Annotated in this window: 11 protein-coding genes; 3 read left to right on the top strand and 8 right to left on the bottom strand. The window is 58.3% G+C overall.

The window, feature by feature from the left end; genetic code table 11:
* Positions 1-399 precede the first annotated feature (399 nt).
* Genes D0851_RS05280 through D0851_RS05265 form a run of 4 tightly spaced genes read right to left on the bottom strand, consistent with a single transcriptional unit; the run spans position 400 to position 7158 of the window.
* Positions 400-1611 carry a DUF3322 domain-containing protein gene (locus tag D0851_RS05280; RefSeq protein ID WP_117617684.1) on the bottom strand — a complete coding sequence of 404 codons (1212 nt, stop codon included), beginning with the start codon at positions 1609-1611 and terminating at the stop codon, positions 400-402.
* On the bottom strand, positions 1595-4918 hold the full coding sequence (locus D0851_RS05275; protein ID WP_117617683.1) for an ATP-binding protein: 3324 nt from the start codon (positions 4916-4918) through the stop codon (positions 1595-1597). Before D0851_RS05275 ends, D0851_RS05280 begins: the two co-directional genes overlap by 17 nt.
* The gene (locus D0851_RS05270; protein ID WP_117617682.1) at positions 4915-5655 is read right to left on the bottom strand and encodes a DUF4194 domain-containing protein; all 741 of its coding nucleotides are present in this window, start codon (positions 5653-5655) and stop codon (positions 4915-4917) included. The genes D0851_RS05275 and D0851_RS05270 overlap by 4 nt, the downstream gene beginning before the upstream one ends.
* 6 nt (positions 5656-5661) lie before the next feature.
* Positions 5662-7158 (bottom strand): DUF3375 domain-containing protein, encoded by a 1497-nt coding sequence (locus D0851_RS05265; protein WP_117617681.1) that lies wholly within the window; start codon positions 7156-7158, stop codon positions 5662-5664.
* Between the two features lie 374 nt (positions 7159-7532).
* Here D0851_RS05265 and D0851_RS05260 point away from each other — a divergent pair, with 374 nt between their 5' ends.
* On the top strand, positions 7533-7901 hold the full coding sequence (locus D0851_RS05260; protein WP_117617680.1) for a histone-like nucleoid-structuring protein, MvaT/MvaU family: 369 nt from the start codon (positions 7533-7535) through the stop codon (positions 7899-7901).
* 76 nt (positions 7902-7977) lie between these two features.
* Here D0851_RS05260 and D0851_RS05255 read toward each other — a convergent pair whose 3' ends face one another.
* From D0851_RS05255 to D0851_RS05240, 4 genes are all read right to left on the bottom strand, one after another.
* Positions 7978-8676, bottom strand: coding sequence for a Fic family protein (locus D0851_RS05255; protein ID WP_117617679.1), 699 nt, complete (start codon positions 8674-8676; stop codon positions 7978-7980).
* A gap of 115 nt (positions 8677-8791) precedes the next feature.
* Positions 8792-9445 (bottom strand): transposase, encoded by a 654-nt coding sequence (locus tag D0851_RS05250; RefSeq protein ID WP_117617678.1) that lies wholly within the window; start codon positions 9443-9445, stop codon positions 8792-8794.
* A 150-nt stretch (positions 9446-9595) separates the two neighbouring features.
* Positions 9596-10549, bottom strand: a complete 954-nt coding sequence (locus D0851_RS05245) for a GGDEF domain-containing protein (RefSeq protein ID WP_117617677.1) — start codon at positions 10547-10549, stop codon at positions 9596-9598.
* A gap of 3 nt (positions 10550-10552) precedes the next feature.
* Positions 10553-11581 (bottom strand): response regulator, encoded by a 1029-nt coding sequence (locus tag D0851_RS05240; RefSeq protein ID WP_117617676.1) that lies wholly within the window; start codon positions 11579-11581, stop codon positions 10553-10555.
* 267 nt (positions 11582-11848) lie between these two features.
* Here D0851_RS05240 and D0851_RS05235 point away from each other — a divergent pair, with 267 nt between their 5' ends.
* A complete protein-coding gene (locus D0851_RS05235; RefSeq protein WP_117620290.1) occupies positions 11849-12724 on the top strand; it encodes a hypothetical protein in 876 nt (291 codons plus the stop codon).
* A 49-nt stretch (positions 12725-12773) separates the two neighbouring features.
* Entirely contained in the window at positions 12774-14219 is a 1446-nt protein-coding gene (gene sbcB, locus D0851_RS05230) for an exodeoxyribonuclease I (protein ID WP_117617675.1), read from the top strand.
* Positions 14220-14245: the final 26 nt, after the last annotated feature.

The raw sequence follows: 14245 nt of genomic DNA, 5'->3' as shown, positions 1-14245 counted from the left end.
GTTCCTCGCTTTTTTCGGTGCTTCGTGATTACAGTCGCCCAAATGATAAAATAGCGAAGTGGATTGGCGCAGGCGTGCTGGTCCAACTTAAGAAGGGCATGTACGTGGTAGGGCCGGAATGGCGCCAGGTGCCTCTCAGCCTGCCTTTGATTGCTAACAACTTGTACGGCCCTTCCTGCGTTTCCCTTGAGTGGGCGCTTGCCTGGCATGGTTTGATTCCCCCCTCTGTCAAGGTAGTTGGAACCCCACCCGATGTTAGACTCTCTCAATAAAGTGGGGATCTGGCCGATAAAGGGCTTTCGAATAGTGATTTCCGGCTCATGTTGCACGAACGCATAGATTCTCTGGATATTCGCTCAGCCCGTCAGGATGTTGTCCGCTTCATTCCTGACCCGGAGGCTATTGATATTTGGTCTCAGGACTACTTTCACCAGATTGCTGACATGATCCGGTTTGCCTGAAAGGCCACTTCCCCACCCACTCCCCAATTGCCCGCTGCACCAACGCTTCGGGCAAAAACTCCTGCTCCAGCCTGCCCCGTTCTGCTTCCAGGAGCGCGTTGTAGAGTTCGGCTTCGCCGGTTGTCAGGCCGGTGGGCGCAACGGATTCGGCGGGTTGGGGTTCTTCTACGGCATTCTCTTTCGCGAACTGTTCGAAGACCGCCTGGTTCATTAGCAGTGGCGTGAGGCGGGGCTGGTGGTTTCTGGCGCGCGCGAGCATGGTCAGGCCCCAGGTATCCAGGTCGCCCCAGTAGGCGAGGTTTTTTTCGGCGAGCCAGCTGGCCTTTAGCCAGGACAGGTTCAGGCCGGAGCCGAGTACCGCAATGGTGCCGGGAGTGTGTGGCAACTGATGCAGGCAGCGTTCGTTCTCCACCAGCAACAGGTGTTGCCCCGGTAGCGGAGTTTTTTGCAGTTCGCTGGCCCGGACCCGGAACTGTGAAAAAGGCGTAAGGCCACCCTCCAGATCCGCGACCAGCAGCCAGTGATGGCCTTCATCCTCCGCACCCAGAAACGCTTCCAGGCCTGTTTCGCTGACCTGGCCATCGAACAGGATGTCCAGCATCCGCACGACCAGTTGGCGGTTGCGTTCGAAGAACTTGCTGTCGATACCCGCCAGGGGCAGCGCCCGCAGGGGCTTGCCGGCCGCACAGCCGGGGCTGAGTTGCAGGGCCAGTTTTCCGCACCGGATAACGTCGGTTTCCGGTTTATCCAGCACTAGGCTGCGCCTTCGGATAATCAATGGGTGAAAGCGCTCATCCAGAGCTGCGGCCAGGCGGCTGAGCCGTTGATATTCACGCCTTACTTCGCTGTTGCCGGTTGCCTGTATCCACTCGCTGGGCGATGCAAGCACCCAGGCAACGGGTATTTCCACGTTGTCGTTGGCGCTGCGGAACCGCACCTGTTGCCATTGTGTTTTTCCAACGGTGATTTCCCGCCAGCGCTGCAGATGCTGGCGAACGCTGCCGGGATTATCCCGGACAGTGCCGCCGGTGGGCTTGCTGATAGGGATTCGTAGCGGCCAGGTGTCGGCATTGAGCAGGCGCTGTTCCCGCAGGTCAGCGTTTTGCCATTGCCGGGCAAGGCGGCTGGCCAGTTCAGCCGGGGATTTCATGGGCTTTCCGGGCCATGCGTTCGGCGTGGGTTTCCAGTTCTTCCCAGCTCAGGGAGGTGAGGGTGGCCTGGAGCTCCTTACGGTGTACCAGGATCGCTGAGCGAGTATGGGCTCGCAGCAACCGCATCTCCTTGTTGGGCGTAACGAACAGGGGGTGCAGGCCGAATTCGTTCAGGGCTGAGATAATCCGGCCGGCCACTGCATGGGAGCTTTTCGAGAACGCTTCGTCCAGCACGATGGTGCCGAACAGAGGCAGGGTGGCACCGTCCGGGCACAGGGCGTAGCTGAGCGACGCGGTAAGGATGTAACTGGCGATGATTTCTTTCTCGCCGCCGCTGCCACCCTGGGAGCCGGTGCGGGTTTCGATTACCGTGCTGCTGTCCCGGTCCAGTACCGATACTTCGAACTGCAACCGGTAGCGGGGGTCCAGTAACGCCCGGGCACCCACGGTGCGTTTGTTGTCGGCGGCATCCCTCAGCAGTCCCACCATGTTTTGCAGGGCGCGGAAATGGCTTTCGCCCTGGTCATCCTTCAGGGCGTCGGCGCGGAGCTGGCGCTGGGCCCGCTCCAGGGTGCGCAGGGACTCGTGGGTAACCCGGCGGGGTTCCAGCCGCAGGTATCGGCCGGGCTGGAAGTCCACCCGCCTCAGGGTGGCGTTCAGGTCCGCAATGCGTTCCTCAATGATGGCCACCTGGTTCTGGATATGGGCCAGCAGTTGGGTCACGCCCTGGTCCGAGGACTGGTTCAGGTAGTTCAGGAATCGCTCCAGCTTCTGGGGCAGCGCTTCTTCTTCCAGCACCCGCAGCCGCTCCAGGTATTCCGGGATGTCGCGAATATCGCTGCCGGTTTCCGCCAGGGCGCCGGTGTCGATGGAACGGGCTTTTTCCATCAGCTGGGTCAGGCTCAGTTCATAGCCCTGCACCCGTTTGTTCAGAAGGCGGATATCCTGTTCCAGCTGTTCCCGCTGGACTCGTTCCAACTGGTCGAGATGGTTGTACTGGTCGGCTTTCGGCGGGGTGAAATGTTTATCCGCCAGGGCCTGCTGCTCAGCCGGCAGGCCGTCGCCGATCCTGTCCAGCAGGTCTTTGCATCGGTCGGTGGCCTGGCTTCGCTTGTCTTCCAGAAGGGCATGGCGGGTTCGTTCGTCAGACAACTCCTGCTGGGTCTGTTCCAGTTGCCTGTTGACCGTTTCATACTCTTGCCGTGCCTTTTCCAGGTCCGAATCCGGAGCGGTGAGGGATTGGAGGCGGGCCTGCAGTTCGTCCTGCGCGGCCTGGGCAGTGGGCAGGTCGATGGCATCAAAATCGATCTCTGAGAGCAGGGTGTATAGCTTGATCTGATCCCGGGTGTCGTTCAGGGCAGCTCGTGCCGTATTAAGCTGCTGCTCAACCTGCCCGGCGGTCAGCCGGATTTCCGTTAGTTCGTCGCCCAGGGCTGCCAGCCTGTCCCGGTTGTTGAAACCGGTCATCCAGCCTTTGTCCAGCCGCTGGTTATCCCGCTTCTCGAAATAGCCCTTCTTGCCGGACATGAGGCCCTGCTTGGTCATGCCGTGGGGCGTCTGGCGCAGTGTTTCCGGCGAGTCGACGCAATGGCGGTCGATACCGGCCAGCAGCTGCTTCAGGGCTTCCCTGTGAGGGTGGTCCTTGAAGTTGAGTTTGCGGGTGAAACCATCTTCCAGGAACCGCGCCGGGGTCTGGGGTGCCTGGGCCTCCAATAACCGCACATGCAGCCGGTTCTCTCGGCTGTTGATTCGGTTCAGGGCCGTCTGCATGGCCGCGGGTGGCACCAGTAGCCGCAACCGGTGCCCGCCGATGGCGCGCTCGATGGCACCACGCCAGGTGCCTTCTTCCGGTTTGACCTCCACCAGTTCCGCCACAAAAGGCAGGCTGTCCTCCTCAAGGTTCAGTGCTTCGGCCAGCTCGCTGCGGAATTCCTGATACCGGCCATCGATGTTGGAGCCCGGCCTGGCCCGGATGCGGTCGATCTCCCCGGTGATTTCGGCCAGGGTTTCGGCAAGCTTGCCTTGGTGGATCCGGAGGTCCAGGACTGTCTCGTCCTGTTCCTCCTCCAGCGCCGACAGTTCCCGGAGCTTTGCCGTGCCTTGTTGTTGGTTGGCGGCGAGGGCTTCCGCGGAGAGTGAGTCATCCAAACCGAGTTTGCGAGTCAGGGATTGATAATCGCTGGAGTCGCGGGCCCGCTCATCCAGCCACCGCTGTTGCAGGCTGATCTGTTCCCGCAGCTGCTCGATGCTGGCACCACCTGCCTTCAGGTAGATGTCCTTGAGTGTGGTGGCTTTGCTGTTGAGGCCAGCCGCGGTGGTTTCCAGGGAATGGATGGTGCTTTGGCTTTCCCCGAGCTGTGTATCCAGGTTCAGGATACGGTTGCTCCACAGCTGGTAGCCCGCCTGGGCAAACCACACCGGCAAGTTATCCTTCAGGGTTTGCTGCTGGTTCAGCTCGGTGCGGGTGGCCTGGTGCTTCTCGTGGGTTTCGGCAATGGGCAACAGCGACTGGTGCTGTTTGCGGGCGGTCTCCAGTTCGCTGTGAATGGCTGCGAGGTCATCGAACTCGCTGGCTACTTCAGAGGCCCGGTCAAAGGCGGAGTGGTCTTCCAGCACCAGCTCCCGGAAAATGTCGTCGATGCTGTTGAGCTGCTTGAGGCCGGCGGCACGGTTGAGCAGGGTGAAGGCGTTTTCGCCCACCTCGAAGAACCGCCGTACCTGGGCGAGATAGGCTTTCTTGCTGTCGTTGGCCTGCAGGCCGGGGGTGTCCCGGGCATGCTGCTTGAGTTCCCGGGCGCCGCCCTCGTGGTGTATGGCCAGCCAGTCCTCCAGGCCCTGGTCGTCCCTCTCCGAGACCAGCCACAGGCGCTTGAGGTCGCTGGCGGCGGAGCTGCTGCCATCCACCCAGAATAAAGCACCAATGCGCAAGGCCTTGTTGCCATTGGAAAAGCGGGCGCAGACCGCGGTTACGGTCTTGCCCGGGCGAGCGATATGGCTGTTGTCCCCACTGTTGTTGCCTGCGCCGGAGACGCCACGAATATAGGAGATCAGGTCCCGGTCGCTTTCATGACCGCCGGTGGAGGCGAGGTTGTAGCGGGGCTGGTGGGTGAGCAGGGTCATCAGGGTATCCACCAGGGTGGTCTTGCCACTGCCAGTGGGGCCGATTATGGCGGTACCCCTGGGGTCGATTTCCGCGCAGTGCCGGCCATTGAACGGGCCCCAGTTATACAGGTCCAGGTGGGTCAGTATATACGCGGTGGGCGGGGTAACCTCGGTTGCAAACAGGTCGTTCCGGGGCAGGCTCATGACTCGTCTCCGTCCGTGCCAGCGGCCTGCCCGGCCAGCGTGCGAAAGTGGTGCAACAGGTTCTGCAGGTTTTCCGGATTGGCCAGGTGGGTGATGATGGGGCGGATGACTACCTGATCGTTGGCATCAATGTCTGAGACGATGCCGTGGTTTTTCAGGTTCTCCATCAGGCTGCGCAGGCGTTTCTGGTCCCGGGTGTCACTGCCGGTGTCACCCAGGTAGAGTTGCAGCTGCGGTATTAGTTCTTCCAGCTCCACCACAGCGTCGCCGGCACCCAGCCCGGCTTCCTGTTCATGGGCGATAAAGTGCTGCCGCAGGATGGCAATCAGCAGGGACTGTTCCATGTTCAGCCGCTGTCGGCGCACAAGGGGATGGGACCATTCGTCGTCGTTTTCCCCGCCGTCCCGGAATAGTTGTTCGGATACCACCAGGAAGGCGAGGCCGCGGATGTCGTCCACCTTGAGGCGCAGGTCGAATGGCTCCAGAATCCGGTTGACGGAAGCAGTCTGACTGGTGGCTACCTGATAAAGGTTGGGTTTGCGATCCGCCTCCAGCAGGCCGTATTTGAGCAGTTCCTGGGCGGTGGTTTTCAGGTTGCTGGCGGTGTACTGGTCAGTTTCCGAAGCCGGTGCCGCGGTGTCGTCGGTATGGGCCGGTGAGGGGGCATCCTGTTTCTGCGCGTCGCCTGTTTCCGGAGTGTCCGTCCGGCTGGTCAGGCGGTCAAAGTAGTCGGGCATGCTGTGTTATAGCTCCCAGTCGATAGAGTTTGCGTCGTCCCTGGTGAGTGCCAGTTTCGGTACGAGGAAACGCAGTTTCTGGCCGTTGCTGTCGGTGATATCCACAGCTTCGCGGTGTTCGGAAATGGTCACCTCCGCCTCCCGGGCCATGGCCAGCCAAAGGGCGACTGTTTCCAGGTCGTGGGTAGGTGGCAGGTGGCGGGCCAGATCGGCAATGCTCATGGGCCGGTCAGTCACCTTAAGCAGTTCTGCGGTTTCCTGGAACAGGGCCTCCCGGTCGAGCCCGTCGAAGGCGCGCCAGAATTCCGCGTCCACCTCTTCCAGATTGACGTTCTGCTCCGCCAGTTCCAGGCCCCGGGCCTGTTCCTCGATTGCGGACTTGAATCTCAGCCGCTCCAACAGGGGCAGGCTGGAGGTTGCAACGGCCACCGGGGGCAGTGGTGTGTCACTCCTGCGGACCCGATGGCTGGACCAGTCAATCTGCAGTGCTGTATTGAGAATACCGTTCAGTAGCTCACCCACCCGATGATTTTCTGCCGCCAGCCCGGTCTTGAGGAAACCCTTGACGTCCCGCTCACTGCGGGCCCGGGCCTTGATGACAGCGGCGGACTCCTGAATCAGGCGAATGACCAGCCAGCGTAAATCGTCCTGTTGCTGGCGGGAGAGGGCATGGTGGGTGGCCGGATGGCGGAGAATGGTACGCAGCCGCTGCTTCATGTTCTCCAGCTCCGTGGACCGCCCCAGTTGTTCGTGGAAACCGTGGAATACCTTGCCCTCGGAGGTTTCCAGCAGGGTGTCGTGGCCGTCCAGCAGACGGTCGACAATCTCGCCACGGTGATGCTGTTCGCTGACGATGGACTGGCGCAGGCGTCGATCGGCATCGCGATAAGAGTCTTCCACACGACGGAAGTCCGCCCGCAGGCTGGTGGCCAGGTTGTAGACCTCGCGAATGCCTTCGGCGGCCTCACCACCTTGCAGTACCTTGAAGCGACCGGCTTCCACCTCGGCCAGTTCGTGTTCCAGATCTTTGATCTTGCGACGAATGTGATCCGCGCGGCTCCGGGCATCGGGGTTCAGCCGGGTTTCCAGGTTTTCGATTTCCCGCTGAACGGTGGCCAGGCGGGATGCGGTGGAGGTCATGATGCGCTCATCAAGCCCCTCTGCAAAGGCCAGGGCCTTTTGCAAGGCGTCGGTGGCAATCAGCCGGCCGTTTCTTTCGATAATCAGACCCCGGCGAATCCAGGACCGAAGCTCCCGCCGGGCATCGCCAGCCGGGTCGTCGGTGGGCAGCTCCAGGTCGTCGCTGTTGGCATGCTGGAGCAGGATGTCCGTCAGCATCTGCTGGGCATCCTCGAAAAGGATTTCCTCCCGGTTCTGTTCCAGTAATGCGTGCAGACAACTCAGAACCAGCGGCCCTCGGGTGGCGGAAAGCAGTTTCCAGGCCGGGTGCTGGTGGCGTGCCACCAGGTAGGATTGGGTGCGCAGGTGGGTGCTTTCATCCATGGTGGTAGTTGGTGATGTCCGGGGCTGATTGGCTTCGCATTGGTAGTGGCTGGTTCAGTTCTGCCTTCTACCATGGATACTCTATCCTGTAGCGGCCCGACAGGCCAGCCAGAAGCATCGGAAGGTTTCCCGGTTGATGGTGTTTTATTTGATCCGCCGGGTGTTTTTTCTTTGTATGAGGCGGATCCGGGGTTGTAAGCACATTATTTGTACAGGGAACTTTTCAGAAGCCGCTAAAATTGACCGGATTTATTATTAAGGCTTCGTAAATAAATAATTTTGCCAGGATACATTGTTTTGTCTATTATTGTTGGCGACTTTTGGTCAACTCCAATTTAGTTTTTAAGGCCCCTATTGAATAAGGTTTTAATTCCATGGCAAAGATTAACGATTACTACCAGAAAAAACAGCTTATGGAAAAGCTTGCTTCAGAGCTGGAACAGCTTGAAAAAGACCATGCACTGAAAGGCGAACTGGAGTTTGAAGACAAGGTTCGTGATTTGATGAAGGAGCATAACAAGTCACCGAAGGATGTGCTTCAGATCCTTTCTGCAATTGATCCCTCTGTGGCCGGTGGCAAAGCAGATGCAGCAACTGGCAGCCGCCCGAAGCGCCCACTGAAAACCTACAAGAACCCGCACACCGGTGAAGTGGTTAAAACCCGTGGTGGCAATCACAAGACCTTGAATGAGTGGCGTCAGAAGCATGGTAAGGAAGCTGTGCAGAGCTGGCAGCAGGACTAACGGCTGAACTTGGGGTCAGATGAAAATGGGGTCAGATGAAAAGTTCATCTGACCCCATTTTCATCTGACCCCAACTTCACTCCCTCATTATGCGGATGATTTTTTCGCTGAGGCAGCTTCGGACAAACCGGTTCATTGCCGTCTCGTCACCGGATTCGTAGAACTCAAGCATTAACTCGTTAAACTCAAGCTGCCTTGATGCGGGTATATTAATCGCCGGATATCCGTTGTTCAGTAGATAGCCGTTCATCATGAATCGGCCCATCCGTTTGTTCACATCGTAGAAGAACTGGTATCGGGCCATGGTCAGGAATATATGAATGGCCTGGTCGTAGATGTCGTTGATTTCATCCAGGCTGTCTTTCATTTCATCGAACAGAGCCGGAAGCTCTTCTGCGGCTGGAGGTTCATAATCGGTGCCGGCGATGAGCACAGATCCTGAACGAAAGCACCCCCATTCCAACGCCTCCTCTTTTGCAGCGATGGCATGCAAGCTTGTGGCGCACTCTTTGGCCAACTGGAACTGGCGTTCCCGGATCCTTTGAAATAGGGCTTTCCAGGTTTCACTCTGGTTGATGGCAATTTGCTGATCACTCAACTTGTGGCCACCTACCGTAATACCCTGCAGTAATGTTTGTATTTCCGGCAGCGTAAAGTTGAGGCCCTCCAGGCGCACGGCGTCATAGACAAAGACCGAAACCTCTTTCTGCGCAATCATTAGTGCTCTACTCTGGTTCGGCGGCATTTGCCAGTAAGTGTCAGCAACTGCGGTCATATTGATTCCGGATCCGGTTTAAAATGTATGCGACATTATAGCAGCGAGGTAAGGCGAATTCGGGGTCAGATGAAAAGTTCATCTGACCCCATTTTCATCTGACCCCAACCCGTCTTCAGTCGGATATACCGTACTTGGCCTTGAGCTGGCTTTTAAACTCGATCGAGCCGAGCGTTTTGCCGCTTTTTACCGTTTTTCGGATTTGATCTTTGAGAAAGTCGGGCATGGGGCTGGCAAACAGTTGGCGATACCGCCGTTGGCGTTCCGATTGGTCGTTGCCGAGAGCCTGGTAAAGCGGGTGGGGGCTGTGCATTTCGCTGGTTTTTCCGAGGGCATGGCACTGATAGCTTGACCACCAGTAATCTTCTGGGTTGCTGACCATTCCTGCGCTGACCGGGTTCATCTCGATGTAGCGCTGACAGCCAAGCAAATAATTTTCAGAGTCAATCAGGCAGGATCGAAATCGTCCTTCCCAAAGGCCGCCGGTTCTGTCATGGCGACGGTTGAAGTAGCGCACGTAACGCCGGCCAATTGACTGCATATAGGCTGACAGACTTTTCTCTGTTGAAGGAGTTGCCAGCAGATGCACATGGTTTGTCATCAGTACCCAGCCATGCAAGGCGACGCCGTGCTCTTCGGCATATTGCTCCATCAGACGACAGTAGAACGCAAAATCTACACGCCCTTTGAAGGTTGGCTGGCGGTTGTTTCCTCTTTGGATAACGTGTTGGGGAACGCCGGGAGGGCAGAATCTCGTGGTTCTGGGCATAACACCACATCCTTGTGATCGTTTGGTTGAGGCTGGAACCTTATCGTACGGCTGCCTTGTCTACCATGACGCAGCGCACGAACTCGGGGGTCAGATGAAAATGGGGTCAGATGAACTTTTCATCTGACCCCATTTTCATCTGACCCCATATTAAGACACCACTACCCGATTCCGTCCTCCTTCCTTGGCCACATATAAGGCCTCGTCCGCTTTTTGCATCCACTGCATATAGTTCTCGGGTTCATCCGTTAACTGGGCAATGCCAATGCTGATGGTATAGCGAATCGGCGCCACGCTGGTTTCGACCACGCTCTGTTCAATGCTTTCCCGAATCCGCTCGCAGATGATCCGTGCCCCTTCGGCGTCGGTTTCCGGCAGTATGATGCCGAATTCTTCGCCGCCGTATCGGCCGGCGCTGTCGGATTGGCGGATGTTGGCGCGGGTTATGCCCGCGGTGTGTCTGATTACTTCGTCGCCGGCCAGGTGGCCGTGGGTGTCGTTGACGGGTTTGAAGTGGTCTATGTCGAACATCACCAGGCTGGTGGCGTGGCCGTAGCGGCGGAAGCGCTCGAACTCGGCGTCTACCAGGTTTTCCCAGGTGCCGCGGTTGAGCAGGCCGGTGAGGCGGTCGGTCATGCTGAGTTTGGCCAGTTGTTCGTTGGCGCGTTCCAGGGCGCGCTTGCTGCTGGCAACATCGGTAACGTCATACACCATCAGGCACACTTTCTCGACTTGCCCGGTAACCCCGGAGAGGGGGCTGATGGTGAGGTTCTGGAACATGTACTCTTCGGTGCCGGTAATTGGCCGGGTGTTACGGAACCGGAACAGGTAGGGCCGCTGCTCCCAGGAGGTGAAGGCCCGGGTGTTCAGGAGGGCAACGGCGTCCACCTTGCGGGCGAGCCAGGCTTGGGGGATATCCGGGAATACGTCAAACAACACCTGGTTGCGGATTTTGCTGGCGGTGATGCCGCTGTGGTTCTCCATGAAGCCGTTCCAGGCCTGCACCCGGAAATCGAGATCCAGCACTACCAGGCCCACCTCCACGGATTCCAGCATGTCCACCAGCCAGTGAAAGGAGTTGGCTTCAAAGTCGTTAATGGCCATCGGTCAGTCCACCAGATATTGCAGGCGATCTTCGAGAAAAGGTACTGAATCGCCGGTGAGGAGGATCAGCATGTCGCATTCGATATCCCGGTCTTCCAGGGTGTAGCAGATTTCGATGCACAGCAGTTGTTCTTCCCGGGCGCTGTGGTGCTCCAGGAGTTCGGTGATCTGCCGGTGCTGGCCCAGTACAGTGGGGTGGCCCAGGCCGAGCTTCAGATCCAGCTGGTCGCCGATGCCTTTGAGGAAGGCTCCGAACAGGATGCTGGACATGTCCATCAACACTTCGATGTTGACGGCTTCGCCTTCAAGGTTTTCGTAGTGCAGCATCTCCGCCATGTCCCTGAAGCTGGCGTCTGCAAACAGCAGCAATGCCTCGCCGGCAATGCCGGCCCCGGTAAAGCCCTGGCATACGGCGGAGTACGTGTTGCTGTTGCTGACCGAGGAAATCGCCATGTGCAGTTCGGAATTGGCGAGGAAGGCCACCTTGGGAATGGGCTGCTTCACAAACACCTTCAGCAGGCGGGCCAGCAGATCGGAGGAGCGCCCCATGGCAACGTTGGAGATTTCCTGCAGATAGTCATTCAGGGAAACGGAAATCTCCGGGTTGGCGCTGCCTGTATTCTTCAGGGTGGCATCCTGCAGTGCGGCGTCTTCGAGGTCTCCGGGGCGGTAAACCCCGTAATCCACCAGTAGGCTGAGCAGGATGCCCGTCTCGGTGGGCTTTTTGATGAAATCGATGGCGCCGAGTTTTTTCACCCGCTCCCGGGCTTCGGGCTGGATATCGCCGGAAACCACGATGGTCATGACCGGCAGGTCTTCCTCGCGGACCTGTTCCAGCACCTGGTAACCGTCCATTTCCGGCATGTTCAGATCCAGGAACATCAGCTCTGCCTCATGCCGTCGTAATTTCTCAAGGGCTTCCACGCCGTCTTTTGCGTAACTGACATCCCCCCGCAGCCCCTCCGGCAGGGCCCGGGCCATTTGTTTTCTGGCAAGGGCGGAGTCGTCGCAGATCAGTATGCGGGTGGTCATTGAGGAAGCCGTTGAGGGTTGATCATAAGGGGCGAAAGTATATCAGTAGTGGTTGTTATGTACACGTTTGCTACAGCGTTCGTAACCGTAGGTAAGGTGTTGTAAGCATATTAAACCAAAGGTTTTGTGACTGTATTCAAACTTGGCCGAGTATTACTGAATTGTAAACGGCGATTGTGAACCTGCTCACTCTATTGGCCGGTCTGCCTTGTTTATAGTGTGTCGTCGGCACATAAAACAATAATGGTTTTTCAGAGACGCAATTATATGAGACAGCAGGCGTATGGATACGCTGCCGTCACCCTGTTCTGCCTGGGTATTGCGCCCGTTGCCCAGGCCGAGCTGAAGCCCATTTCAGACGAAACAATGGGTGAGGTGACCGGGCAGGGCTTTATTCAGATTGAAAACATACCGGGAGATCCCCACCAGTTCACGCGGATGACGCTGAGCATGGACATGGAAACCCGGATGAATGTGGACGATGTGAAAGCCGGTGAGATCGACGGCGGAGTGGACTTCGCGGCGCAGCACGTGGCCCTGGGGCACATTGCCCGTAATGACGGCGTTCAGTATAACGGTCGCGCCTACAATGCCGGTGACACGGTGCCTTTTGAAGCGTTCCAGCCCTACATCGAGCTGGCGGAAGATCCCGCCGAGGGCAGGCTCTCCGGATTCCGCATGGGGTTCGGGCAGGCGAGGGGATCTGTCTCTTCACTGACCAGCAGTTTCAGTGGCGATATCGGGCTTAAGCTTGTTGATGATAGCGGTACCGAATTTGACGCCACCTTATTCGACCAGAATTCCCAGGCCACCAACTATCGGGCCAGTTACATTGGTATAAACGATGGTTCGGCCGATTGCGCTCAGGGCATCAACTGTGCGCCGCTGACCCAATTGCAGTCGCTGTTTGTGGGCCAGGAAAGCGCGGATGGCACGACCGGCTTCACCAGCGACTTCTTTATCGGTTTCCAGCGAGAAGGTGTTGAGTGGCAAAGCCCGGATGGCACGAACGTAATCAATGCCGGCAAGGGCGTGTTTATCAATCTGCCCACGAGCATGAAGGTGGATATGAGCCAGTTGATCAACCAGGGCGTGCCGCGACTGCAGACCCACCGGGAGGATATGGGTACCCGGCTGTTCTAGATGCTAAACTCCCGCCAGTCCGAAATTTATTTGGCAGGAGTTTAGTCCCTTGATCCGCTCTTTTTACTGGCACGATTACGAAACCTTCGGTGTAGATCCGGTTCATGACAGGCCTTCCCAGTTTGCCGGTGTGCGGACGGATGCGGATCTGAACATCATCGAGGATCCGCTGGTGCTTTACTGCAAGCCGGCGGACGATTACCTGCCATCACCGGAAGCCTGCCTGATTACCGGTATTACCCCGCAAAAAGCGCTGGAAGACGGGCTCCCCGAGGCCCAGTTCATCGCCCGGATCAACGAAGCCTTCAGCCAGCCCGGCACCTGCGTGGTGGGCTACAACAGCCTGCGCTTCGACGACGAAGTCACCCGCCACACCCTGTACCGGAACCTGCGCGATCCCTACGCCCGTGAATGGCAGAATGGCAATTCCCGCTGGGACATCATCGATATGGTGCGGCTGACCTACGCCCTGCGCCCGGAAGGCATCAACTGGCCCCGCAAGGAAGACGGCAGCCCCAGTTTCAAACTCGAGGCGCTGACAGTCGCCAACGGGATCACCCATGAAGCCGCCCACGATGCCATGTCGGATGTGGAGGCGACCATTGCCGTTGCAAAGCTGATCAAGGAAAAGCAACCCAGGCTGTTTGATTTCGTGCTGCAGAACAAGGACAAGCACTCCGCCCGGTCCATGCTCGACACCGCCACCATGAAGCCGGTGTTCCACATATCCGCCAAGTACCCGGCGACCCGTGGATGCTGTGCCCTGGTTGCTCCGGTGGCAGACCACCCCACCAACAAGAACCTGGTGATTGTCTACGACCTGCGGGAAGACCCCAGCGAGCTGATCAACGCCACCCCTGAGCAGATTCGTGAGCGGGTGTTTACTTCCCGGGCGGGACTGGGGGAGGGCGTGAGCCGCTTTCCGCTGAAAGGCGTGCAGCTGAACAAATGCCCGGTGCTGGCGCCGGCGACCATGCTTTCCTCCCTTTCTCAGGCGCGGCTGGACGAACTGGAACTGGATGGCGAAACCCTGCGGGCCAATCTGGCCATGCTGCGCAAGGCGCCGGACCTTCCGCGCAGGATTGCCGAAGCCTTTGACCAGCCCCACGAAAGCGACCTCACCGACCCGGACGAACAGCTCTACGCCGGCGGCTTTATCAGCAGGACCGACCGGGAGAAGCTGAATTGGGTACTGGAGCAGCCGGTGGAAACGCTGGGGGAGCTAGAGGTCAGCTTTGAGGATGACCGCCTGCGGGAACTGCTGTTCCGTTACCGTGCAAGGAATTACCCGGGCACCTTGATGGGCGAAGAGCTCGAGCGTTGGGAGGCGTTCCGTAGTCAACGGTTGATGCATCCCAAGAAGGGCTGGCGATCTTTCGAGGCCTACGCCCGGGAATTACAGCGCCTGGCGGCGGATCCGGAATTGACGCCGGAGAAGCGGCAGGTGCTGGAGGACCTGCATTTGTACGGGGAGTCTTTGATTCCGTACATCTGAAAATGGGGTCAGATGAACTTTCATCT

Source organism: Marinobacter sp. Arc7-DN-1, assembly GCF_003441595.1.
Classification (GTDB): Bacteria; Pseudomonadota; Gammaproteobacteria; order Pseudomonadales; family Oleiphilaceae; genus Marinobacter; species Marinobacter metalliresistant.
Note: the sequence above shows the minus strand (reverse complement) of the source record. Positions and strands in the feature narration are given on the sequence as shown.

What these genes read in the sequence shown, in the direction of transcription:
- D0851_RS05280 (WP_117617684.1), bottom strand. Translation starts at nt 1,611, where the DNA reads ATGAAATCCCCGGCTGAACTGGCCAGCCGCCTTGCCCGGCAATGGCAA.
- D0851_RS05275 (WP_117617683.1), bottom strand. Translation starts at nt 4,918, where the DNA reads ATGAGCCTGCCCCGGAACGACCTGTTTGCAACCGAGGTTACCCCGCCC.
- D0851_RS05270 (WP_117617682.1), bottom strand. Translation starts at nt 5,655, where the DNA reads ATGCCCGACTACTTTGACCGCCTGACCAGCCGGACGGACACTCCGGAA.
- D0851_RS05265 (WP_117617681.1), bottom strand. Translation starts at nt 7,158, where the DNA reads ATGGATGAAAGCACCCACCTGCGCACCCAATCCTACCTGGTGGCACGC.
- D0851_RS05260 (WP_117617680.1), top strand. Translation starts at nt 7,533, where the DNA reads ATGGCAAAGATTAACGATTACTACCAGAAAAAACAGCTTATGGAAAAG.
- D0851_RS05255 (WP_117617679.1), bottom strand. Translation starts at nt 8,676, where the DNA reads ATGACCGCAGTTGCTGACACTTACTGGCAAATGCCGCCGAACCAGAGT.
- D0851_RS05250 (WP_117617678.1), bottom strand. Translation starts at nt 9,445, where the DNA reads ATGCCCAGAACCACGAGATTCTGCCCTCCCGGCGTTCCCCAACACGTT.
- D0851_RS05245 (WP_117617677.1), bottom strand. Translation starts at nt 10,549, where the DNA reads ATGGCCATTAACGACTTTGAAGCCAACTCCTTTCACTGGCTGGTGGAC.
- D0851_RS05240 (WP_117617676.1), bottom strand. Translation starts at nt 11,581, where the DNA reads ATGACCACCCGCATACTGATCTGCGACGACTCCGCCCTTGCCAGAAAA.
- D0851_RS05235 (WP_117620290.1), top strand. Translation starts at nt 11,849, where the DNA reads ATGAGACAGCAGGCGTATGGATACGCTGCCGTCACCCTGTTCTGCCTG.